23 protein-coding genes, 1 tRNA gene and 1 pseudogene are annotated in these 23898 nt (G+C 37.1%); 9 read left to right on the plus strand and 16 right to left on the minus strand.

Translation table 11 applies throughout. From position 1 onward, the window contains the following. Positions 1–54: 54 nt before the first annotated feature. From nrdJ to BMF77_RS15650, 4 genes and pseudogenes are all read right to left on the minus strand, one after another. Positions 55–2674 (minus strand): annotated as a pseudogene (gene nrdJ, locus BMF77_RS29020) (ribonucleoside-triphosphate reductase, adenosylcobalamin-dependent). A gap of 257 nt (positions 2675–2931) precedes the next feature. Beyond that, positions 2932–3288: a hypothetical protein gene (locus BMF77_RS15640; protein ID WP_015080565.1), complete on the minus strand. Its 357-nt coding sequence runs from the start codon at positions 3286–3288 to the stop codon at positions 2932–2934. 440 nt (positions 3289–3728) lie between these two features. Beyond that, positions 3729–4028 carry a hypothetical protein gene (locus tag BMF77_RS15645; protein ID WP_148764026.1) on the minus strand — a complete coding sequence of 100 codons (300 nt, stop codon included), beginning with the start codon at positions 4026–4028 and terminating at the stop codon, positions 3729–3731. A gap of 322 nt (positions 4029–4350) precedes the next feature. After that, on the minus strand, positions 4351–4671 hold the full coding sequence (locus tag BMF77_RS15650) for a helix-turn-helix transcriptional regulator (protein WP_148764028.1): 321 nt from the start codon (positions 4669–4671) through the stop codon (positions 4351–4353). Positions 4672–4757: 86 nt separating this feature from the next. Between BMF77_RS15650 and BMF77_RS15655 the strand changes: the two genes are divergently transcribed. Next, positions 4758–5354: an Npun_F5749 family FMN-dependent PPOX-type flavoprotein gene (locus BMF77_RS15655; protein WP_148764030.1), complete on the plus strand. Its 597-nt coding sequence runs from the start codon at positions 4758–4760 to the stop codon at positions 5352–5354. A 24-nt stretch (positions 5355–5378) separates the two neighbouring features. On the opposite strand, the gene cysE is transcribed toward BMF77_RS15655, so the two are convergent. Together cysE and BMF77_RS15665 are read right to left on the minus strand one after the other, a co-directional pair. Beyond that, a complete protein-coding gene (gene cysE, locus BMF77_RS15660; RefSeq protein ID WP_148764032.1) occupies positions 5379–6131 on the minus strand; it encodes a serine O-acetyltransferase in 753 nt (250 codons plus the stop codon). Positions 6132–6304: 173 nt separating this feature from the next. After that, complete coding sequence (locus BMF77_RS15665) at positions 6305–8002, minus strand: DUF3352 domain-containing protein (protein WP_148764034.1); 1698 nt, start codon at positions 8000–8002, stop codon at positions 6305–6307. Positions 8003–8032: 30 nt separating this feature from the next. Here BMF77_RS15665 and BMF77_RS15670 point away from each other — a divergent pair, with 30 nt between their 5' ends. Beyond that, complete coding sequence (locus BMF77_RS15670) at positions 8033–8392, plus strand: rhodanese-like domain-containing protein (RefSeq protein ID WP_015080560.1); 360 nt, start codon at positions 8033–8035, stop codon at positions 8390–8392. 53 nt (positions 8393–8445) lie between these two features. Here the strand turns inward: BMF77_RS15670 and BMF77_RS15675 are convergent, their stop codons facing one another. Beyond that, entirely contained in the window at positions 8446–9456 is a 1011-nt protein-coding gene (locus BMF77_RS15675) for a class I SAM-dependent methyltransferase (protein WP_148764036.1), read from the minus strand. 422 nt (positions 9457–9878) lie between these two features. Between BMF77_RS15675 and BMF77_RS15680 the strand changes: the two genes are divergently transcribed. Then, a tRNA-Ala gene (locus BMF77_RS15680) sits at positions 9879–9951 on the plus strand. Between the two features lie 748 nt (positions 9952–10699). Here the strand turns inward: BMF77_RS15680 and BMF77_RS26795 are convergent. Then, complete coding sequence (locus BMF77_RS26795; RefSeq protein WP_158310534.1) at positions 10700–10846, minus strand: hypothetical protein; 147 nt, start codon at positions 10844–10846, stop codon at positions 10700–10702. A 258-nt stretch (positions 10847–11104) separates the two neighbouring features. Here BMF77_RS26795 and BMF77_RS15685 point away from each other — a divergent pair, with 258 nt between their 5' ends. Continuing rightward, entirely contained in the window at positions 11105–12346 is a 1242-nt protein-coding gene (locus BMF77_RS15685) for a lipid-A-disaccharide synthase (protein WP_148764038.1), read from the plus strand. Positions 12347–12375: 29 nt separating this feature from the next. Continuing rightward, positions 12376–15429, plus strand: coding sequence for an Eco57I restriction-modification methylase domain-containing protein (locus BMF77_RS15690; protein WP_148764040.1), 3054 nt, complete (start codon positions 12376–12378; stop codon positions 15427–15429). 8 nt (positions 15430–15437) lie between these two features. Here BMF77_RS15690 and BMF77_RS15695 read toward each other — a convergent pair whose 3' ends face one another. Beyond that, positions 15438–15815 carry a hypothetical protein gene (locus tag BMF77_RS15695; protein WP_015080556.1) on the minus strand — a complete coding sequence of 126 codons (378 nt, stop codon included), beginning with the start codon at positions 15813–15815 and terminating at the stop codon, positions 15438–15440. Positions 15816–16001: 186 nt separating this feature from the next. Beyond that, positions 16002–16550 carry a bifunctional adenosylcobinamide kinase/adenosylcobinamide-phosphate guanylyltransferase gene (gene cobU, locus BMF77_RS15700; protein ID WP_148767023.1) on the minus strand — a complete coding sequence of 183 codons (549 nt, stop codon included), beginning with the start codon at positions 16548–16550 and terminating at the stop codon, positions 16002–16004. Between the two features lie 124 nt (positions 16551–16674). On the opposite strand from cobU, the gene BMF77_RS15705 reads away from it, so the two are divergent. Together BMF77_RS15705 and BMF77_RS27990 are read left to right on the plus strand one after the other, a co-directional pair. Next, positions 16675–17472, plus strand: a complete 798-nt coding sequence (locus tag BMF77_RS15705; RefSeq protein WP_148764042.1) for a hypothetical protein — start codon at positions 16675–16677, stop codon at positions 17470–17472. An 83-nt stretch (positions 17473–17555) separates the two neighbouring features. Next, positions 17556–17792 carry a hypothetical protein gene (locus BMF77_RS27990; protein ID WP_148764044.1) on the plus strand — a complete coding sequence of 79 codons (237 nt, stop codon included), beginning with the start codon at positions 17556–17558 and terminating at the stop codon, positions 17790–17792. Between the two features lie 44 nt (positions 17793–17836). On the opposite strand, the gene BMF77_RS15715 is transcribed toward BMF77_RS27990, so the two are convergent. After that, positions 17837–18310 carry a DUF29 domain-containing protein gene (locus BMF77_RS15715; RefSeq protein ID WP_148764046.1) on the minus strand — a complete coding sequence of 158 codons (474 nt, stop codon included), beginning with the start codon at positions 18308–18310 and terminating at the stop codon, positions 17837–17839. A 131-nt stretch (positions 18311–18441) separates the two neighbouring features. Then, complete coding sequence (gene fba, locus BMF77_RS15720; RefSeq protein ID WP_148764048.1) at positions 18442–19515, minus strand: class II fructose-bisphosphate aldolase; 1074 nt, start codon at positions 19513–19515, stop codon at positions 18442–18444. Between the two features lie 238 nt (positions 19516–19753). Between fba and BMF77_RS15725 the strand changes: the two genes are divergently transcribed. Together BMF77_RS15725 and BMF77_RS15730 are read left to right on the plus strand one after the other, a co-directional pair. After that, positions 19754–19948 carry a hypothetical protein gene (locus tag BMF77_RS15725; protein ID WP_015080550.1) on the plus strand — a complete coding sequence of 65 codons (195 nt, stop codon included), beginning with the start codon at positions 19754–19756 and terminating at the stop codon, positions 19946–19948. After that, positions 19926–20225, plus strand: coding sequence for a hypothetical protein (locus tag BMF77_RS15730; protein ID WP_148764050.1), 300 nt, complete (start codon positions 19926–19928; stop codon positions 20223–20225). Before BMF77_RS15725 ends, BMF77_RS15730 begins: the two co-directional genes overlap by 23 nt. A gap of 122 nt (positions 20226–20347) precedes the next feature. On the opposite strand, the gene BMF77_RS15735 is transcribed toward BMF77_RS15730, so the two are convergent. The 4 genes from BMF77_RS15735 to BMF77_RS15755 all read right to left on the minus strand — a co-directional run bounded on the left by BMF77_RS15735 (position 20348) and on the right by BMF77_RS15755 (position 23884). Beyond that, complete coding sequence (locus tag BMF77_RS15735) at positions 20348–20839, minus strand: DUF3368 domain-containing protein (protein ID WP_148764052.1); 492 nt, start codon at positions 20837–20839, stop codon at positions 20348–20350. Beyond that, positions 20836–21081 carry a UPF0175 family protein gene (locus tag BMF77_RS15740; RefSeq protein ID WP_053540774.1) on the minus strand — a complete coding sequence of 82 codons (246 nt, stop codon included), beginning with the start codon at positions 21079–21081 and terminating at the stop codon, positions 20836–20838. The genes BMF77_RS15735 and BMF77_RS15740 overlap by 4 nt, the downstream gene beginning before the upstream one ends. Positions 21082–21502: 421 nt before the next feature. Beyond that, positions 21503–22570 carry an NAD-dependent epimerase/dehydratase family protein gene (locus tag BMF77_RS15750; protein WP_148764054.1) on the minus strand — a complete coding sequence of 356 codons (1068 nt, stop codon included), beginning with the start codon at positions 22568–22570 and terminating at the stop codon, positions 21503–21505. Positions 22571–22615: 45 nt separating this feature from the next. Next, positions 22616–23884 carry a glycosyltransferase family 39 protein gene (locus tag BMF77_RS15755; protein ID WP_148764056.1) on the minus strand — a complete coding sequence of 423 codons (1269 nt, stop codon included), beginning with the start codon at positions 23882–23884 and terminating at the stop codon, positions 22616–22618. Positions 23885–23898 lie beyond the last annotated feature (14 nt).

The following is a 23898-nucleotide window of genomic DNA, read 5'->3' on the forward strand; positions in this document are numbered from 1 at the left end:
GATAGTCCCCGCCCTATGGAGGGAGGGGGATTCTTGTTTCTTTGAAAACGGATTTTATGATGTGGGTGGCTGTTCTGGGAACATACACTTATCAGAGTCGCAACCACTGGGTCCTGCTTCTGATAATTCTCCCAAGTCGTAACGACTTAGCGCCCCACAGAAATCATCTGTTCTGCGTCGGGCTTTGACTTCTTTAGATAAGCGTTCATAAGTGGCTTTGTCTATGGGTTCAAAGGGAAGACGGGGGAATGATTGCAAATCGTCAAACCGGGCTAACAGCGCGGCAGAAATATAGCCTTCATCATTTTGGATAGCTTCATAGATGCGTGTTCCCAATAATTCAACTTCCTCAGAACGGAGTTCTAAGGTAGCAGAGGTGTTATGGGTGACGTAATGACTTTGGACTTGCATCACAAAATCTAGTTGGGCTAAAACGGAAAACTGAGATACATCAATGACATCAGCACCGGGTAAATCAGCCCAAGATACAGCGACGGGTATTTCTACTAACCATTCTGTACAGCGAGGATCAAAAGGATCATTAAGTAAGTTGCCGTTTTCATCTTTGTCAGATTGGGAAGGGATGACGTTGTAACCATAATCTATACAAGCTAGGGCTACGGGGTCATTTTTGCCAAAGGTAATCCGACGAATGAATCTTTGAGCTTTGGGGGGATGCCAACCGGGAGATGCTCCTGTTAAGAGGGATTTGGTGCCGGCTGGTTGCACGGTAGTACACCGGTTGGGGCGTTTGATCTGATGGCGATCGCAATATTCCCACACTACTTTATGAACGACATCTTTCCAGAAGTTGAGATATTTTTGTTCACCACGTTTAAAAATCAGTCCTTCAGGAGTTTCGGGTCTTCCTGCTTCCCACCACCGTAACCAATCTGTCCCAAAAGCATGAACAAAGAAGTCAAATAAACCGGTAAATGATACACCGACAATGGGATCAAGTTCCCGGCTGTATTGATAGCGGGGTTCGAGAAATTTGTGATTTAACAGGGCGACGACGGAAAGCGCACCAGCGGTAAATGCCTCTTCTTGTTCTTTATAGTTGTCCGGGTCGAGTTGGTTTAAGTGTACCTCAGCCAAATTACAGTGGAAGTCAGCACCAATAATCTCCAGTTTTGTTATCCTAAAGGCTTTTTATCCTCTAGTTCTTGATTTTCGAGGTTGTCACAAGTTGTAACAACTTAATTCAATCAAGCTCGGCGTACATTTTCGCTTTGTAGCGTCAGGCACTCTTGGGGGAGTTATCGCTTCCTTATCGCTCATCCCCTACGCTCTACGGTGCTGGTGGTGTCCAGTTACCTCGGTATTAGCAAGTAAATCTTGTTGTATAAGTTTGTAGAAAACTTACAAATTTATCTAAAAGACGACTTTGTTCTCAGCTTTCACCGATTTTGCCTGATTTTTATACGTGAGGCAAGTATTATAAAATACCACACGGGTTTAATCCATATCTACCCAAACGATGTTCTACTTCATCAGTACCAACTTCAGGATAGTATTTTTTTATCCATTGTCCGACTTTCCCTTGCTCGTAAGCCTGCAAAAAGTCTCTTTTCCGTTCTGGTGTATTTAATAAATCAGCATTAGCTCTAGCGACTGCTTCACCAGCCCATTGAATTGCTCCTTCACCGCTGTAATATTGTTTACGTACAGCAGCAATGGATTCTTCTAAGGTTGGTTTGCGGTGAAAGACTCTGGTATGGTTGGCCATCCGCAAAGAATCACGTTCTGGATCTATACGCCAGTTACCTTCTGCGTCTTGTTGCCATAAATTATCTTTGGCAGTTGCGCCTTGCTCGTCTTCAGAAAGGAACTGTCTCATACCAGCGCTTCTACGGATATTGCCTGCAACAATTGTTACAGCAGCTTCATCAATTAATAAACAACATTCAACTGAGTTTAATTGTCTGCCTATTGCCTTATTGAGAATAGAGGCGCAACGCTGATACAATCCAGGCAACTTCACAGGATTAGCCATGCCGCCAAAACCTTTGAGAGTTTCCCCAGATTGGCGCACATCGCTAATATCAACAATTACCTGAACGTCACCTGTAAAGCGTTCATCTGTAGAAAGTTCTAAAAGAGTTTGATAGGATTTTACCCAACCTTCCCGGCTGTCTCCAACGTGGATAGTAGCGGTGTTAGCTTCTATATGGGTTTGTGTAAATTCACGCCGCTGTTCTTGGGGTGTGCTGCCAATTTCACCTTTAATGGTAATGTTTAGGCGATTACGGATAGGGGGAAGTTGATTAATATACTGTGGTTCGATGATCGCACCTGTACCACAGCCCATCATGGCTAGGTCCATCATCAATCCAAAGGCACTCCAGTCTATAAGGTTGGTAGAGGTGCAGTTATAAGCACCGGAGAAGTTTTTGGGTTTGGTTAACCAATTTGTACCACCAACCCACATCCAGCGCCCACTGGGGAGGGATTTCATGTTTCGCTGCATCTTGTCTAAAATGGCAGCTTCTTCACGGGTGAGTTTTCCCAGTTCTACTAAACCGCGTAAAGTGCGATCGCACACCTGATCCCATGTTTCTCTCAAACCTGCATCTGTCCGACGGCTGTAGGTTCTAAAAAACACTGGATTGGCTGCTGGAGCAGATTCTGGAAAAGTTGCACCCTGACGTTGACGTTCAAGTTCTCGAACCATGATGAAGTATGATTGCTTATGGACAAACTATGACTATACGCCAAGTAGATTTAAGATTAAAGATTGAAAATTTTACTACTTTGCGCTATAGCTTAGTCTGTGCCAATTATAACTATATTTTTGTTTTTAGGTTAAGTATAAGACCCTGACAGTGCATTATCAGGGTATTAGAATCTCAACTTTTTATCTGTCAGTTTTCGTAGAATAGGCTATCTGTGTAATAATGCTGTTTGTGTAATTTTTGCGTTGACTATTCATCAAGCAGAGATAGTCAGTAAAGATGCCAATTCATTTGTATTAGTTACAACTTGATTTAATTGCTCACTGAAATAGATAACCTCATAATTAGGTGCAAGTTCTTTTTGCAGTTGTTTCCACAAACTAATCCCTTCTTGTTCAAAAGCTGCTGCTGCTTCTGGACTCAAATCAGGTGAATTACCAGGATCTTGCCAATTTAATGTGGCATTATAAGCAGTTGCCCATTTTCTCAAATGGTTAATGGTTTCTTGGCTGAGGGGCAGTTTTGCTGGGTCAATGTTACCAACTTTGTCAGCATCTGCCCACCATAAAGGGTCGCACCCATAATCAGCCATTAGTTTAATTTTTATTGCCATAGCTACTACGGTGGAATTATGGTAATGAGGCTGGATTAGCTCCAACTATATAACCATTATCGCCTACCGTCACTGCTATATAAGTACCTGGACAGAATTAATTACATATTATTTATTTACCAATCCTTTGTCCATTAAGGATTTCAGTCCAAATATTTGTGTAATTAATTTTGTCTTATTACTTACTGCTTTATAAATTTAAAATAATGTCCAATAGACATTTTCAGAAATTAAAGTAACCGCTCAATAAATGGGGGAGGACTACCTATTCAGGAACAATTTTACGCCATTTGAGGCTTGTCATTGAACGATTTACCCCGAATTATTGAGCAGTTACAAATTAAAATTCCTGGATAACGAAATGATGAGGGTCGGAGAATAATTCACCGTATATCCTCATCTTGGGTTTGGGACTAATTTTCATTTCTGACAGTAGCAAATTACTTTCTATGCTTGTTAACTTCTTTCAGCACTTCAGTAACATATTTTAGGTGGATTTGGAGCAATACAGCTATTGCAAAAATTACAGCTACTGGTATTCCTCCATAGTAAAGTATAGGCATTAAACCTCCGGGTACAGGAGGTGTTGGGGCATCTGCTGAATTAGCAACCATCAAAAGATTTTCCTCTTTTCCTGGGGTATTCACCATATTTTGAACAAAGATACTAGATGACTGATTTTCAACAGTCAGAAACGGTGGCTGGAAAATTCCAGTCTTAATGATTTTGTTTTCCTGCATAATAGGGGTGAATTTATTTCTTTGTCTCCCTTGGCTTCTTATAAAAGCTGAGGGATTTTTTAGACTAAACTGTGCTGATATCAAGTTAGTAAATGTCAAATTTACTACGGTCTTTCGCAATATTATTATAATCCTAAAGATATGTCAATAACAAAAAATATAAATAACCGCATAGCAATACTAAAATATAAAATAGCCCTATCAGGTTAAGTATAACAGTAAAAAATAACCAGATATTCACAGATATACAGAGAACAACATGAATATGAGCGATCGCTGATGAGGAAGTTTTATAATTCCACCTCGTCAATCGCTATGATTTTTAGTCTTCAAAATAAACCGAAAGTTTAGCTGAAAGTAGAGAAATTAACTTTAACTGCTCAGACGGTTTCAATCTTAATGTTTCGGCTAATATGTCTTCTGCTGTTTTCGGTTTAACATTAGTTCCTAAAAAATTATCCAGTTCCCATCCCGGTCTGCATCCCAAAGCCTGACATAATTTGATATAGTTGTCTAGGCTAGATGATACCTTGCCAGCTTGCCATTCACTTAGGGTGCTTTGGGATAAACCCGACTTTTTAGCCGCTTGATTCACGCTAGAGGCACGGCTAAGAATATGCTTGATTAAATCTCCAGTTGCCATAATTTTTTTGTTCTACTAGTCCTAATAGACTAAACTAAATCAATTGAAAAATCAATAGGCTTATAAATATACAAATAGATTATTCTATGAAATCAATAATCACGTCCCTAGCATCTTGGCGAAGTCTTATTACCCGCGCCCTACATCAAAACCGCAGCCTCGTTTATGCCCGCTATGTACAACTGGCAACAGTGAGAGAAAATGGTTTTCCTGCTAATCGTACCGTCGTGTTTCGCGGCTTTCTAGACGATACCAATCAGCTAAAATTTATTACCGATATTCGTAGTGAAAAAGCTGAACAAATATCAAAACAATCCGCAGCGGAAATTTGCTGGTATTTTCCTAACACCAGAGAACAATTTCGGATTACTGGAGAATTAATATTAATAAGTGCTGATTCTCACCCACATTTACAACCTGCGAGAATCAAAATGTGGCAAGAATTAAGTGGTGCAGCTAGGTTACAATTTGCTTGGCCTATTCCTGGTGATATGAGAGTACAAACACCGGAAGCTTTTACACCACCAGCACCAGACAATATTGAACCATTAGAAAATTTTTGTTTATTATTACTTGAACCAGTAAAAGTAGATCATTTAGAATTGCGGGGTGAACCGCAAAATAGATGGGTTTATCACCGCAATGAAAACCAAGAATGGTTGACTGAAGCAATAAACCCTTAATTTGAATTTTTGGTGTTTAACTTCCTAGATTCCTGCACCATCAAAGAATTCCTGAATCTGTTTATCTCTGATATTACAAAAATTGTGTTCTTTTGGTAATTCATCTTCTGGAAAGAATTTACCCACTAAAACCGGAGTTTTGGCGGGAGTTTGTAAAGCTTGAATTTGTGCTTCTAAGGCTTCAATACGGTCAACTAAGGTGCGAATTACTTGGGCTTCTGAGTCTGGTAAATTGCTGTGTTCTAGAGGTGCAACCCGGACTCCTGAACGGTAGATAATGCGACCAGGAACACCGACAACGGTACAACTAGATGGTACATCTCTCAACACCACTGAACCTGCACCAATGCGGACATTATCACCAATTTCGATATTTCCTAAAACTTTTGCACCGGCACCAACGACGACATTTTCGCCTAATGTGGGGTGACGTTTACCGCTTTCTTTACCTGTTCCCCCCAGGGTGACACCTTGATAAATCAGCGCGTAGTTACCAATAATGGCTGTTTCCCCAATTACTACTCCCATTCCGTGATCAATAAATACGCCTTCACCAATTGTAGCCCCTGGGTGAATTTCTACACCTGTTAAAAACCGGGCAATGTGAGAAATCAAGCGGGGGAAAAAGGGAAGACCAAGACGACGCAACCAGTGTGCAAAGCGGTGGAAAACTAGGGCTTGCAAACCTGGATAGCAAAACAAAACCTCCAACCAGTTCCGGGCTGCGGGGTCACGTTCAAAGATGATGCGAAAATCGGTACGGAGTCTAGAGAACATTGAGATAGTACCCTTGATAGCACAACAAGCTACTCTCTCATATTATCGTGACTTGGTAATTAGGGATTGGTAATTGGTGATTGGTAATTGGTGATTGGTGATTGGGGACTAAATCATCTATGCCTTAGTATCTAAGGCTTCTGGACTGTTAAAGTGTAGTTAATTCTGATTTTTTAATGCAGTTGCAAGAATACTCCACCTTTAAGTGTTCCTGGTTCGCTGCTATAACTACTCACTGTCAGGGATTTTAAATTATCAAAAAGTGGCTTACCCAATACTTCTGCAAGTTTAAGCAAGGGTAGTTGACGTTTGAGAAGATTTTGACTATTTTCCCAGTCTAGATAAATATACCCTTGGTTGGGTTGGGGAATTGTCGCAATACTATTTTTAAATTGGGGATTTTCTAGGAGAGATTTTTGCTTTTGACTCAAAACTGCTGTTAGCGTCTTTAAATCAGAACTGAAAATTTCATAATTATCTAAGGTTGTATGCACTCCTTTAACTTTCGTGTCCACATTAATAGATGTGTTATTTTCACTTGTGGCTGTAATTTTTGTCCAAGCTGCTATTTTTTGTTGATCTAAAGTTAGGGAACTAAGGTTAAAACCACTTCTACTGGCAATATTATTTAGATGTGTGATTCCTGCTGCTAATTCTGGGTTTTTTTCGATAACAAATAACCAATTAGGGCTTGTATTTTCTGAATTGGGTAATAAGGCTAAAGCGTATTCTCCTGTTATCCAATTGAAAATATCTTCGCTAAAGTTTAAATTCCAATTGTTTTGGATTTTTACTAAGGGTTGTAGTAATCGAGAAATACCTTGTTCACTAGAACCGTAAATGCTTGCTGCTACTTGTTTCCACAGTTTTGCTATATCGCTATTATCTAGTTTACTCAAATTTGTGCCGGCGATCGCTAAAGCTGTTGATTCTGGAATATACTGTAATGCTCCTACAGATTGAGATAGGGGTAAAGATGAAGGTACAACTGGGGAATTTGTTAAAAATGTACTTTCTGTGAGCAACCCTTGGGAATTTAAAACGAAGGAGAGAATTTGGCTATTATAAGTTGATTCTGCCAATTCTAATCCTTGCCATTTACCAACTTCTGGTAAATTCAAGAAAGTTACAGCTACAGCATTTTTAGAGATTTGTTGAGTAGCTTTTTGATATTCTAGAGAACTAATTAAGTTTAAATCTGGTGCTTGTAAATTATTAATTGCTTCTTTGATAACTTGAGGATGATTAGCCAGCAAAACAAAATTATTAACAACTGCACCTGCTAAACTATTTTGGGTTTTTAAGTCTGGTGCATATTCGGGATGATCAGAAATAACCTTGACACCTTTGTAACGTTCAATTCCTAAATTAGTCCCACTAAAAGCCCGGTTAGAAAATAATAATTCCAAAAACTCACGGCTTTTCTCTGGTTTTGTAGTTGCAAGTGCCATTAAATACCCGGTTTGTAGTCCGTTGTCTGGATCACGGTCTATATCTATGGTAGTTGCAGCTAGGGTAATTTCATCACCCAACCAGGGTTTAAGATCATTTGAATAATCTATATTATTTTTTGCCAATAGACTATTTTTGAGTTGAGAAAATTCTCCTTTTGCTGCTATTGTCTGTAACCCGTCGGGATTGACCAATAATGATACCATTGCTGGTGAAGACTTGGAGACAAATATAGCCGCAGCGGGTTGAGAGTTGCGAACGACAAGACTAACTGGACTTTTCCCCGAAAACCAGGAGAATTTAGCTACACAAACTAGCACAAGCGTGATTATGCCAGCTATAAGGAAACCAAGTTTAATATTTTTTGTTAAGTGTTGACTGTTCACATTCTTTATATTTTTTAGTTTTTCTGCAAACATGAATAGTATAGGATTTTTTAGAAAAACTGCATGACAAATACATCATTTGATCAACCCTTTTCCGAAATTACTGTTGAGGAACTAGCCAAACGTCTTTCCAGTAATGAAGGAACGCTTCAGTTAATAGATGTGCGTGAACCCCAGGAAATTGCTCTATCACGGCTAGATGGTTTTGTCAATCTTCCTTTGAGTGAATATGAGCAATGGAGTGAACAAGTGCCTATCCGCTTTGATATTCATGCAGAAACTCTTGTTCTCTGTCATCATGGTATCCGCTCTGCTCAGATGTGTGGGTGGTTAGTTACTCAAGGATTTACAAATGTTAAAAATATTAAGGGTGGAATTTCCGCTTATTCGATTTTAGTTGATCCTTCTGTGCCACAATATTAGGAAATTGTAGGGGCGCAGGAATTATCTGCGCTCAAAGTTCAAATTCATCGAGTTTAACTCTCTTCTAAAGGTCGTTCTAAGATTAATTTATAATATCCAAAAGCTTCCCCTTTAGGACTGACAGTAAAAGGCATTAAAAGACCAGCGATTGAATTTCTAATTAAATATTTAGGTAACAAATAAATAAGTATTTTGACTTGCCAAGACAAGGAAAAAAGTTTCCAGGATAATTTTTGTAATTTTAATAATGTCGGCTGAATTGCTAAAGAAATATCTTCAATAGTTTGAATTTGAAAGCCAATTGATTGGACGATAGCATTCCAATCATTAATTTCTGAAAATCCATGACGAACTGCCATTGATATTTCTACAAGTTGAGTTGCGGTTTGCAGTAATTTAGGGAGTTGTGTAAACTTAATTTTACGATAACCATCGAAGATAATTAATTGTCCACCTGGACGCAGCACCCGAAAAATTTCTGCCAGTGGTGTTTCTGCTTCAGAGGCGTGACATAAACACTCAAAGGCAAAAACAATATCAAAGGATTGATCTAAGAAGTTTAGGCGATTAAAGTTACCTTCTTGAAAAGATAGATTAGAAAATTTATCGGCTTTGCGACGTGCTATTTTAATATGCGATGGTGTTAAATCAATGCCAGTGAAATGTACTTCTGGATACTGCTGCGCTAAAAAACAGCTATTAAATCCTTTACCACATCCTAATTCTAAAACGGTCTTGGCATCAAGTTTATGAATTTGTTCAGCAACTACTCGTGGTTGAGCATAATAACCATCTGGATCAAATATACCATCAGGGTTTAATGCCATGTGGATAGCATCTTGTCCAGAGTGATAGATTTGATAACCCCACTCGCTTTGGGTGTAGTAAGATATGGTAGCATCTGCATCAAATTCTTTTAAAACAGCCTCACAATCAAAAAGCCCGTCAATTTTGGCGATCGCATCTGCTAAAGTTAGTTGACTAGTCTGTGGAGCATACTCTGGTTTTGATCCCCCAGTCAGTAGTTTAATAATGATATTTTTCAAGAATTTATTTGCTGCCATAAGTATTTGCAAAAATATGATTAAATTACTATAGCAGTCCTATTGCGTAACTGTCAGCATTCAGCTATCAAATAAACATTTCCCTAGTACACAACGGGGTAAGTCAATCAACCATTAAAAATTTGACAAAAGCTTGTGTAATCTGCTTTTTTAATTTTTAATTTTTAATTTTTAATTCCGCACTGCGGTACTAGCCTTTTTTTCATGTTCTCCAGCATGATTCTAGGCGGTTGGAGATTAATTAGGTTGAAAACCACATCTATTTTTTTGTTTTGGTTTATCGGTGTCAAGGTTAATTTACTGCTTAATATTTCTTAATATAACTTTCTTGACTGAATTGACATAGATTAATGTATAATCACAAAAGAGACAAATAAAAAAAACCAACCAATAAGCCAAAAAGCTTACTGCATTGGAATTTCGGGGTTATAGCGCAGTTGGTAGCGCACCTCAATGGCATTGAGGGGGTCAGCGGTTCGAATCCGCTTAGCTCCATTAGATTATAATATTTTGAAGTTTAGTAGTTAGAGTTGAAGTCTATTTAGGGTTAAATCATTAGCGTGGAGTTAGCCATATAAACCTAAAACCTTGATAAATCAATGGTTTGATATCTGTTAAAACTGGTACGATAACACTAAAATCACTCAAAAACAGCCCTGTAAAAAAGCATCTGTAACTTAGGATGATCATTGATCGAAAATATGGAATTATCCATCTATCTACACGGATAATTCCATTAATCTGTGAGCGTGAACTACCTACACTTCCCTTGCGGGTAAGTATAGGCTTCCTACCCAGTTAACAGCTTTTTGCTCTTCGAGAACAACAAGACTGATGTTAAGGCGATAGGCTGACCCCTCGTTCCAAAGGCAAAATCAAGGTTAATCAACAAAAATGATCATGTATCTAGCTTGGTTATCGCTATTCTCTCGCCTTGCCGAGATATTCAATTCATAACACAAATTTTGTGAATTGTCTCCATATTTTCCTTCCTTGCTATCGCATTGGTCGAAAAACTGTCGTTAATTCACGCGTCATTCATCCCACGCTGCCCTTAGGGTCAGGCGTGGGGCTTCTGTCGGTTAAGCCAAAACCCTTGTTATAGCAGCTTTTAGCTTTCAGCGGTCAGCCGTCAGGAGTAAAACCCTTATATTGTGGGACTCCGTGATTAAAATTAGTATCTCATTCAAGTGCATACCGCTTTATACCTACAAGAAATTCTCAGGAATTTGCTTGCTATTTCTTACTTGCCTAAACCATCATATCTGTTTGGGTCTTTTTTCTCTTTTTTGTCCTTGGCATCTTTCTTAGGCTTTTTAGTTTCTTTATTACCTTTTTTTTCCTTAGACATCAGTATCACCCAACTAAGTTTACCCGTTAAAGCTTCCACATTCTGCTATTGGTAAATCAGGGCGTAGCTTACCTGATACCCTTTGAAAACAGCAAGGAAAGCATTAAACATTTACACTACTAACCACCATGGTACATTGTTATTTGATTTTGTTATTAATTTAATTAACTATGATACAAAACTTTAGATACCCGGTTACTAGATTTAATTGAGATGCTCACTTCTAGATTCTGTTTTATTCTCTTCATTCAATATATCGGTATAATCGAATTTTATAACTTATCAGGTAATAATTAAATGACTTCATCGGTAGATATTCTCATTCTTTCCAATGGACCAGGAGAAGTTACAACTTGGGTACGTCCTGTTGTCAAAGCATTGAGAGAACAATTAGGACATGATATTTCTCAAGTAAGAATTTCTGTAATATTATCACCTTGTCCCCATGCTAGTGGAAAAGAAGCTGCTATAGCGTTGGGCTACCCAGAGGTTGATAGAGTTCAAGCAGCAGCAGATTTTTGGCAATTTTTACTATGGGGAAAAACCGCAGAAAATTGGGATTGGAGAAATCAAGGTGCAGTGGTATTTTTAGGTGGTGATCAACTTTTTCCCGTTATTATTGGTAAGAAGTTAGGATATAAAACAGTAGTTTACGCCGAATGGTCAGCGCGTTGGCACAATTTTATAGATAAATTTGCAATTATGAAAGCTCAAGTTGCGAAAAATGTTTCTCCTAAATATATAGATAAATTCACTGTTGTTGGTGATTTAATGTTAGAAGCAGCAGAGAATGAAATAACATCTAAAATTGAAAATCCCAAATCCCAAATTAACATTATTGGCATTTTACCAGGTTCAAAAGCAGCAAAATTAACCCAAGGTGTACCTTTAACTTTAGCTATTGCTGAATATATTCACAGTAAATTACCCCAGACGAAGTTTTTTATTCCTGTTGCACCAACTTTAGATTTATCAACTTTAGCTGATTTTGCTAAACCTGAAAATAACCCATTGGCTAAAGCTTTTAACTTTCAAGGTGCTGATTTAATAGGTGATAATTTGGTGACTTCCACAGGTTTAATAGTAGCATTAAAATCAGAAAATCCCGCTTATCATTTATTATCTCAATGTTCTATTTGTTTGACTACAGTTGGTGCAAATACCGCAGAATTAGGTGCATTAGCTGTCCCGATGATTGTCCTATTACCAACTCAACAATTAGATGCTATGCGTTCTTGGGATGGTTTACCAGGAATATTAGCAAATTTACCGGGAGTAGGTTCTAGTTTTGCTAAATTAATTAATTGGTGGATGATAAAAAATAAGGGTTTGTTAGCTTGGCCGAATATTTGGGCGCAAGCAGAAATTGTTCCAGAATTGGTAGGTAAATTGCAACCCGAAACTGTGGGAAAAATGGTTTTAGATTTGTTAGAAAATCCCGAAAAATTAGCAGCTATTCGGGATAAGTTACGCAGTGTTAGGGGTGAAGGTGGGGCTGCGGAAAAGTTGGCAATTTTGGTCAAAAAAGAGTTATTATAGATTTATATAAAACTAACATTTTTTCAAATATGAAAGCACCTGATACCATTATTAAACTTGTTGAACATTTTCACTCTTCGATAGAATTGTATCGTGCAGGGGGAATTAATGAAACACAAACTAGAATTGAATTTATCAATCCTTTCTTTGCTGCTTTAGGGTGGGATATTAATAATGAACGACAAATTTCTGATATTTATAAAGACGTTGTTCATGAAGATTCTTTAAAAATTAGCGACGCAAACAAAGCCAAAGCACCTGATTATAGTTTTTGGGTTGGTGGAGTCAGAAAGTTTTTTGTGGAAGCGAAAAAACCCGCTGTTAATGTTGGTAATAATATGAGTGCAGCCTTTCAAGTCAGACGTTATGGCTGGTCTGCAAAATTACCTTTAAGCATTTTAACAGATTTTGAAGAATTTGCAGTTTATGATTGTCGAATTATGCCAAATAAAAATGATTCTCCATTGATAGCGAGAATCAAACATTTTCATTATACAAAATATGTGGAAAAATGGCAAGAGATTTATGATCTTTTTTCTAAGGAAGCTGTCTTAAATGGTTCTTTAGAAAGATTTGCGGAAACTAAAGTTAAAGCTGGGATTACTGTTGATCAAAAATTTCTCCAAGAAATTGAAATTTGGCGAGAAAATTTAGCTGCTAATATTGTTTGGAGAAATCCCCAAATTGAACAAAGAGAGTTAAATTTTGCTGTCCAAATGACGATTAATAGAATTGTCTTTTTACGGATTTGTGAAGATAGGGGAATTGAACCTTATCAACAGTTATATAATTTATTAAAGTTTGAAAATTTTTATCAAGAATTAGGGCGGTTATTTATCAATGCAGATTATCGCTATAATTCGGGTTTATTCCATTTTCAAGGTGAAAAAAGACGAGAAAATCCTGATGATTTTACTTTGAATTTAACTATAGATGATGCTATTTTAACATTAATTATTAGAAAACTCTATCCTCCAGAAAGTCCTTATGAATTTTCTGTGATTCCTGTGGAAATTTTAGGACAAGTGTATGAACAATTTTTAGGTAAAGTCATTCAAATATCTGCAAGTCGTCAAGCAGTTATTGAAGATAAACCGGAAGTAAGAAAAGCTGGAGGTGTTTATTATACTCCTAGTTATATTGTTGATTATATTATTAAACAAACTATTGGTAAGGTTTTAGAAAATAAGAAACCAGATAAAATCCAAGATATAACAATTCTTGATCCTGCTTGTGGTTCGGGTTCTTTTTTAATTGTGGCCTATCAATTTCTCCTAGATTGGTATTTAGAACAATATTTACAAAATCCCAAGAAATACAAAAATAAATTCTACCAAATTTCAGATCATCAATGGCGTTTAACTGCAAGTGAGAGAAAGCAAATTTTATTAACTCATATTTATGGTGTTGATATTGATCAACAAGCGGTAGAAACAACTAAACTATCTTTATTATTAAAGGTATTAGAAGGAGAATCAGGAGAAACAATTAGCAGACAATTACAGCTATTTAAGGAAAGGGCTTTACCTGATTTAGATTATAATATTCAGTGTGGTAATACCTTGATAGACGCAGAATTTTATCAACATACTCAATTAAATTTTTTAGACGAAAATACGGCTTATAGAGTTAATATTTTTGACTGGAAATCGGCTTTTTCTGTTATTATGAAACGAGGTGGTTTTGATGTAGTTATTGGTAATCCTCCCTATATTAGAATCCAAGCTTTAAAAGAATGGGCTGCTTTAGAAGTTGAATTTTATAAACAACAGTATGTTTCTGCTAGTAAGGGAAACTATGATATTTATGTTGTCTTTGTGGAAAAGGGATTAGAGCTATTAAGAAAAGATGGCTATTTAGGTTTTATTTTACCCCATAAGTTTTTTAATGCTCAATATGGGGAATCTATCAGAAAATTAATTGCTGAAGGTAAATATCTTCATAAAATAGTGCATTTTGGAGATCAACAAGTGTTTCCAAAAGTTTCAACTTATACTTGTTTGCTTTTCTTGAGAAAATCACAACAATCTGATTTAGAAATGGAAAAAGTTACTGATTTAATAGATTGGAAAAATAATCATAATAGTCAAACAGGAATTATTAATCATTCGTTAGTTTCTGGGTTAGCATGGAATTTTATTTTGGGAGAAGATGCTAATTTATTTGCAAAATTACAACAAATTAAATCTAGACTAGAAGATGTAACAGAAAGGATTTTTCAAGGAATTAAAACCAGTGCTGATAAAATATATATCGTCGAAGAATTATCACGGGAAGATAATTTAATCCAGGTTTTTTCAAAAGAAAAACAAATAACATACTGGTTAGAATCTAATTTACTACATCCTTTGATTAAAGGTGGTGATAGTAAAAGATATTATTTGTCTAAAACTAATAAGTTGATTATTTTTCCCTATATGCTTAAAAATAATGGTTCAATGGAATTAATTTCTATGAATACCTTTGAAAAAGAATATCCTTTAACCCGGAATTATTTACTAGATAATAAAGATTATTTAGAAAGTAGAGAAAATAGTAAAATGTTAGGAGAAAATTGGTATGGATATAGTAGATTTCAAGCTTTAAATGTCATGGCTTTACCAAAAATATTTACTCCTGATATTGCGACTGGTTCATCATTTACATGGGATAAAACAGGGGAGATATTTTTTACGGGTGGTGTCGCTGGAGGATATGGAATTTTAGTTAAATCTATTTATTCATGGGAATACATTTTAGGATTGTTAAATAGTCAAGTCCTAGAATTTTATCTCAAAAAATCATCTACATCAATGAGAGGTGGTTACTATAGTTTTGAATCTCGGTTTATTCGCAATCTTCCTATTAAAATTATTGATAATTCTCAAATTTCAGAAAAGCAAAAACATGATTTAATTGTTAATTTAGTACAACAAATACTTGATCTTCATCAACAACTCAATCAAGCAAACACACCCCCAGCCAAAAGAATGATTCAGCAACAAATTCAAGCCACTGATAGACAAATCAATCAATTAGTTTATGAACTCTATGAATTAACTGATGCAGAAATAACTATGCTTGAAAGTATTCAAAGTACATAAACTTAAATTTACTCTTCCCCTTGTCTGCGTCCTAGTTCATAAACACCAGCACCCATACAAGCAAGTATCCCAATGCTAATTCCCCAACTATTACCTAAACTGATATCTAAAATCCAGTTAGATAAACCACCAAATATTAAAAACGGGAAAATGCTAAATAGTGAAGCATAGAAGGAATTTTGCGCTTCTCTGGCTTTGCGTGTCTTTTCAAATTCTGACTGACTGGTATAAAGGGACTGTTCAGCAAAATTGAACCAGCGATTGAGTTGTGTCGTTACCCATTCTCTAACTTGGGAAAAACTCAAATATAATGCTAAAGCCCATAAACAAGCTCCAGCGATCGCAACTGTATCTAATTCAACGCGAAAAGGCAATATGTCAAACATGGCATGGGTTAACTCTCCAATTCCTAATTTTAGCTTTGATCGGGTGCTAAGTGCCACTATGGTAGAGATTGATTAAGTAGCAATTCTAAAAATGATGGTGACAGCTTGATTTTTAATTAATTTTCTGACATCTAACTATCTTTGCTCCTTTGCGCGAAACAAAAAAGTGATTCCTTTAAACTTGAATTAAGACTTAATTGCTGGTAACGGTACACCTAATAAACTCAGATTCAGAACATGACCACCCGTAACCAAATAAACAGGTTCACAAATTGTCCCTAACTGTCGAACTAATGCACCCAAGCGATCGCGGAATTTGCGCCCCATAGGATAAGCTGGAACTACACCCCAACCAGTTTCTTCTGCCACAAATATCACCTCAGCCGCAACTAACGGCAGAATTTCCAGGAACTCCCTCACAGTATTTTCCCAAACTAAATCTTCATCTTCGAGAAAATTAGCCACCCAAGTTCCCAAAGAATCAACCAACAGGCAAGTATTAGGCTGAGATTGAGCCAACGCAGCAGTCAGTTCCCCAGGTACAGACAGAGTTATCCAATCTTGAGGACGACGTTGTTGATGTTTTTGAATCCGTGCAAGCCATTCCTGATCATCTGGATTTTGTGTAGCCGTGGCGATGTACACTACAGTTTTGCCGGAATTTATCGCCAAATCTTCCGCCCATTCACTTTTACCAGAACGGGCTGCACCAGTCACCAAAATCACTTTACTCATCATTTGATCATATAATATTTAAACAGAAAGAATACACGAGTTAAATCAAGTATCCCCACAATCGCCACCTTTTTGTACTCCTGAATTCTTTCTTGATCAAGACCATAAATTTGAGGATATTCTTATGAAACCAGGGTTAAAACGGATCGAGGCAACATTACATGATTTAGGAACTCGCAATGATGAAGTCACCACAGAAATAGGTGATGAAACCAAACGTTCCTTTTCCTTTCGCATTAGTATCCGTCCCCAGGAATCTAGAGAAAATTCCCCAACTACCGCCCAAACCAATAATAACTTAGAAGCAGATCCAGTTAATCATAAAATTCCAGAGGCAAATTTATTTCCTCACCATGATTCTGTCCCAGCTTTTCCAGCCCAAGACAATGGAGAAAAAACGCCAACTCTGCCTAAATTTAAAACTCCATCATTCAGCAATCATCGTCACGGCGCTAACCCAGCCCTAGCCATGAATATGCTCCAAGAAATCCAAGAAAAAGTTGCTAGTTGGCAAATAGAATTACAAAGAATAGTCCAAAATATTCAAGATATTTACTTAGAAGGTCCAATTATTAATGGCTGGTTGGAATCCAATGCCCAAGAGCCAGAAACAGTAGGAACAGCAGCATTACGCCATGCAGAAGTAGAGCGTCTCATGGACTATGTAGAAGAAATTTGTGCTAATGGTGAAAAAGAATCTCATAAACCACTACATACTGACTACCGACTATGTGGAGTAGATAAAGCCGGTCAGGTCTGGTCTCGTCCCTGTCCAGTCGAACAAGTTCCTAGTGTCAGTATAGCGATCGCTCGTCACCAAAGATTAAGGCAACTCTTAGGACGCAAACAAGACCTAGAAAATCGCTTGAGTCAATTAGCGGAAACCTTGGTGATGTTACATAGTCATATTCAACAAAATTAAAACAATTACTTGCAGATTGAAATATTTTCTCACTGAATCCAAAATACAGTAGACATCTCCGAAAAAAATCGTAGAGACGTTCCATGGAACGTCTCTACAAGGGCAGAAACGATAAAGGCCGAGGTGGTTCTGCTAGAAAACGGCAACTGAAAAAACAAAGACAGATGCTCAGACAGAAACTCAAAGAAAATCAAAAGCCAAATGATCATCACAACGATAAACAGGGGGAAAGTTCAACTTCCCCCTATTTTTTGGCCTTTTTTTCCCAACAGATTTATTGCCCATTGCAATCAATAAATTTCACATCTTACTATTATTAGTATCTTTAGGCAATCAATTAAAGAAACTGGATTTGCGATTAAATTTATGAACTTAATTGCATGGTGATAAAATCAGGATTAGTCAGATCATCAGGGAGAAAAGAAGACTCTGTGGGAAAAGAATCAATAGGTAATTTAGTTTCCGTACTAGCAGCGCGAACAGCTTTTAAATAACAATCAGAAAATAGTTCTAAATAATAAGGTTTGAGACTAGGACTATCCTCCAATAAAGATTCAATTTGATAAAACTGTTCCCAAATTGTACTTACCCAACTAGAAGAACGTTTTTCAGATTGATATTGGTACTTGAGTAAGTGCATGAGTAAAACTATGAGTCGGTTTTTAAGTTCACGTCTTTTCTCTTTCCCCATGTCCTCTATTTCTGCAATCAAATGCTCAAAATCAACGTGATCTAATTGATGATTACGCAATAACTTAGCTGTCGTTTCTAGCCACGAACAATAATCCTGCTCATAAAGATAACTACTCAAGGATGTAGATTGTAAATTGGTAGTCATAACAGATAGCCTTATTTATGCCATTACTTAAGTCTATCACATTAATTAATAAAACCAGGAAACATTAACGTTACCTGGTTTATTGTTGTAGGGACATAGCAATGCTATGCCCTAATTCTCATACTGCCAAATTAAACTTTAGCAGCCGCTCTCATTGCTAATTCGCCTTTAGCATACTTAGCAGCATAATCTTCTAAAGAAACTTGCTTAATCTTGCTTGCGTTACCAGCAGTACCAAATTGTACATAACGGTCAGCACAAACCTTTTGCATATATTTAATAGAAGGCTTGAGGAAGTGACGAGGATCAAATTCCTTGGGATTGGAAGCCAAAGCTTCACGCACAGCCGCAGTAATAGCCAAACGGTTATCGGTGTCAATATTTACCTTACGCACACCACTCTTAATACCTTTTTGGATTTCTTCCACAGGTACACCGTAGGTTTCAGGAATAGCGCCACCATATTGGTTAATGAGTGCCAATAAATCTTCAGGTACAGAAGAAGAACCGTGCATAACCAAGTGGGTGTTAGGTAAACGGCGGTGAATTTCTTCAATGCGGCTAATAGCCAAAATTTCACCTGTAGGCTTACGGGTAAATTTGTAAGCACCGTGACTTGTGCCGATAGCCACAGCTAAAGCATCAACTTGAGTTGCTTCTACGAAGTCAACAGCTTCATCAGGGTCAGTTAATAGTTGAGAATGGTCAAGAGTACCTTCAAAACCGTGACCATCTTCAGCTTCACCGGCACCGGTTTCTAGAGAACCCAAACAACCCAATTCACCCTCAACACTGACACCCAAAGAGTGAGCAACGTTGACAACTTCGCTGGTAACTCTAACGTTATATTCAAAGCTGGCAGGGGTTTTAGCGTCAGCTTCCAAAGAACCATCCATCATCACGCTGGTGAAGTTGTTCTTGATAGCTGAATAGCAGGTAGAAGGAGCATTACCATGATCTTGGTGCATGACAATGGGAATCTCAGGATAGGTTTCTACCGCAGCCAAAATCAGGTGACGGAGGAAGTTTTCTCCGGCATAGTTACGAGCGCCGCGAGAAGCTTGTAAGATTACGGGGCTATCTGTTTCCACCGCAGCCTTCATGATTGCTTGAATCTGCTCTAAGTTGTTGACGTTAAAAGCGGGGATACCATAACCGTGTTCAGCAGCGTGATCCAAAAGCAACCGCATTGGTACGAGAGCCATATATATTCCTCCTAATTTGGGTATTTAGCTAGTCAGTTTAATAAAAGCGTAATCTTTATTTTAATGTAATTTTTACGCTAATCTTAATGTTTTTTTCAACTTACAGAAAATTATATCTAGTAGTGGGTGCTTTTGTTGAGAAAATTTATAGGCTGATATTCTTAGGCTATGTAATGTTTTTGTAAAGCTAGAAACTAAGTGCTAGACTGTGCATTTACCGGGCGATCGCCAACCTTAAATGACTAGACCAGGATATACAGAAGCTTTTCTCAGAGGGAGAAAGGCGTTAAGACGGGGTAAATGTCCTAGTGAGCAAGACATTGAGCATATTTACCAGCAAGGTTGGGAAACTCACTTGGGGGAAACTGAGAAGGGGTTACTAGAAAAATGTCGAAAGGAGTATGACAGCGATGACAGTAGCAACCAGCATTGAAACTGTACAACAATGGCTAAACCAGACTGATGGATTAAGACTTGTACAGGCAACCAGTAATGAAGGTAAACCTATTACCTCAAATGAAATCTTGGCACTAGCAGAACGCTGTGAATGGGTAGAAACTGACGATATTTCTGATACACCCTATGCCAAAGACGGCTATTTATACCCTATTAGTTTAGAACTTGGTTGGGGTAATCCAGATGATGCCTACACAACTTCCAATAACGCCAAAGTCTTATTTTTCAACGCTTATTATCAAAAAGCTAGTTAGATTCTAGTTATGGGGATCACCTATTGATTGATCCGCAGTATTAGGGGCAACCACAGGGGGTTTGCCCCTACTGGCGATCGCATCTATGATTAAATAATTACCCATAATCTTCTGACCTGATTTTACTTTGTTTCATTAACTAGCCGTAAAACACTTTTATACAAAGGTTCAGCAACCCAAAATCCTGCTTTATTAATAAGATCATCTAACAGCGGTTTAACAGTCGAAATGAAACCTTGACTTTTGGCTTCTACTAAAACTCCTAAAATTCCGGTGTAATGGAGATTAAGTCTAGCAGCAATCATGCGGCCACGACGTTCATCAATTAAAACTTGTTCTGCTTTCATTTCTAAGGCTAAAACTATAGCCTCTGCTTCTCCAGGATCAAGTTCACTGCTAAGTGCTTTAAGCATCGTCCTATCTTCAATTGCACGGATTTGAATCCAAGTAAAAGTTTGTACTTCCTTTGCACCAGCTACGGGAAAATCAGGATCAGTTAATTCTTGATAAACGGCTTCAGGAATTAGAACTGTTCCGTAAAGCTGTTGTAATAAGTGAAGCTGGTTAATAGCTGCAAGATTATTAATGGGTGAAGTATCGCTGACAACAATCACAGTCTACCCATCTCCCGCAAATTCTTGATATCTTGTTCAAAATCCTCTACTCCGTAATGAATAGGGATTTGATAACTTGCGAGTAAATGTTGAAATGCTATACGATTCATACCAGCAAAGCGACTAGCTTGAGCAAGAGTTAACTTTTCTTTTTGAAACAGCATAATCGCAATTTCTCGTTTCATTTCCTCTTCATTCATGCGAGTTGTGGTTAATATTTCATTAGGAATAACTACACTCATATTTATCATCCTCTGAATCATTATTATTATAATTCATTGCAAACATTATAGCGGTATGCACTCGCATGATATACAGTCATAAGCCCCCTCCTCGCTTGCGGAGAGGGTGTTGGGGGTGGGTTTCTTGTATTTCACTCAACCAATAACCGCTATAGTATAAGCAGTGGCATTTTATGTAATATCGCATTTTGCCATAAATTAACTTTAAGCGATCGCATCTATGATTCAATACTTATATTAATTTGTCATTAATGATGCTATGTTAAATTTTTTAAATGATTTGCGCTTTATTATCTAGTAGTGGGTGCTTTTGTTGAGAAAATTTATAGGCTGACATTCTCAAACCATGTAATACTTGTGTACGCTTAGAAACTAAGTACAAGATTGTCTATTTGCCAAAGTTTGAGTGAAAAAACAACTCTTAATTAAAAATATCACTGACTTGGGACTCAAATTGACAAATCCACTCATAAATTTCAGTTAGGGTCTTTTTGGCATCTCTTTGAGGTTGCCATCCAGTAGCATTCATCACTTTCCGAGAGTCTGTAATAAATATTGGCACATCACCAGTTCTATTTTCGGGAATAGGGGTAATGGGAATCTGATTTCCAGTAATTTCTTGACAAAGCTGAGTTGTTTCCCACAGTGAAAGGGTGTTATTGACTCCACCACCGACGTTAAAAGTTTGCCCCTTTAATTCCTCTAGACTATAAATCTGGATGTCAATTAGGTCTAATAAATCTGCTATGTGTAAAAAGTCTCTAACTTGTTTACCAGTCCCCCCATAACCAATGTATTTTAAAGGTTTTTGGAAGTAGTGAAACGCCATCCACAAAGCAAACACACCTTGATCTACTTTGCCCATTTGCCAAGGACCAGTTAGCACTCCACAACGATTAATCAAAGTTCTGATTCCATAAGCATCAGCATATTCAGCAATCAATAATTCTGAAGCGAGTTTGGTTGAGCCATAAAGAGAGCGGGCTTTATCTAAGGGAAAATCCTCAGAGATACCGTGATTTGATGCCCCTACTAAAGGCTGTTGTTCTAAGAGTTGAAAACGGGTTTCTGTTTCTGTAAATTCCAAAGCATTGAGGTAAGCAATGGGATAAACCCGACTGGTAGACAGAAAAATAAAATCTGCTTGGGTTTGTCGTGCTAATTCTAAGCAGTTAATTGTTCCTACTAGGTTTGTTTGCAGCACATAACCCGGAGAAGTGTACCCAGCTAATACTGAAGGTTCAGCCGAGCATTCTAAAATTAAATCTGGTTGAAGTGCGATGGGATCTAAATCTTCTTGACTTCTAATATCACCATGAACAAACTGAATCCCTGCTTGTTTGAGTCTGGGTAAATTCAATTCTGAACCTCGTCGCTTTAAGTTATCTAAAGCGGTAATTTTCCAGTCAGGATAGCGTTGAGCAAGTCCTAGACCTAATGCACTACCTACAAATCCTGCTCCACCTGTGATTAAAACTTTTTTATTCATTTTCATTGAAATAAAGTCACTAACTTGTATTAATTATCTAAATTATTAATTTAAATATGATGCTAAAGTCAAAAAACCTAAAATATTACCAAATGCTACACGTGGTATTTTCCAGTAATTTTCCGTATCTTGACTATATTTAGCAGAAACCAATAGCATAAACGGTACAGAAGTTGCTGTATATCTACTAGAGAATAGATGGGTAATTTTTATAGATGACAAAACGAGAAGAAGCATAGAAAAACACAAAAATAAAAAAACATTATCATTACGGTTTTTCCACATATTCTTAATTGTAGAAATACCAAAAATAATGCCTATGGCAAGGATAAAAGATGATGCTCCTCTAGAGTAGATTGTCTGAAATCCATCCGACAAGAACCTTTGAGCTAGAGACATTGCAGGTTTTATATCAACAAGACCAAATATTAGATTTAAAAGCAAAATTGTCAAAAATATTTGAACATTAAATTTCCACTCTAAACTAAACCAATTCGGAGCGAGAATAAGCATTACTATTCCTGCATAAGAGAGGGATAGAAGTCCATGAGTTATTGAAAAACCTGTAGATATTCCAGCCTGCCCTGAAGGCAATAAGCCGCCCCATATATAAAATTGAATAGCAGGCATAATTATCGCTGTGGTCAAGAAAATTAATATGTATTTCCATCTGCTGTTTTGGTTTGTGTTGTTAGGAGATTGAATTGCTAGTAAAGGTAACGCTAATAACATCACTAAAAAAGTTTGGCGACCTAAAATAGACAATCCAAAAAATCCTCCTGCTAGTAGGGAAAGTAATAAACTACTAAAACTATTCTTACTCTCTAAAGCTACTAATAAGAGCAATATACTTAAACAAGCAAATAACATAGCAGGTATTTCTGTTAAAGCCATTCCTGATATAGGCCAGATTATTGGTACAGACATGATACCAAAACTTAAAAACCATAATTTTTTATATTTCATCTCACGAAATGTGTATACAAGTATTACAATTATCAGAAATAAGAAACTAATATTAACAAGTCTAATTCCAGGAACTTGTAAGTGAGTTATTCCTTGAAGTAAGTAGTGAACTATTGCGTATAGTGGACCTGGGGCTGAAACATCAGTTCCCTTCAAAAACTGAAGTGAAAGACCATAATGATTTAAAAGTTCTACCGTTTTCAAGTGAGCAGGTTCATCATAAGTAGGTGAGGTTTTTGTAAGTATAATTTTTGCCATTAAACAACCAAAACCTATTATATTTATAAGTAAGCTAATAGTCTCTTGATTTTGGAAGGAATTTAATTTTCCTAAAATGGTCATTTTCATGGAATTAACTCCTT

It is taken from the genome of Dolichospermum sp. UHCC 0315A, assembly GCF_008121535.1.
GTDB classification, from domain to species: Bacteria; Cyanobacteriota; Cyanobacteriia; order Cyanobacteriales; family Nostocaceae; genus Dolichospermum; species Dolichospermum lemmermannii.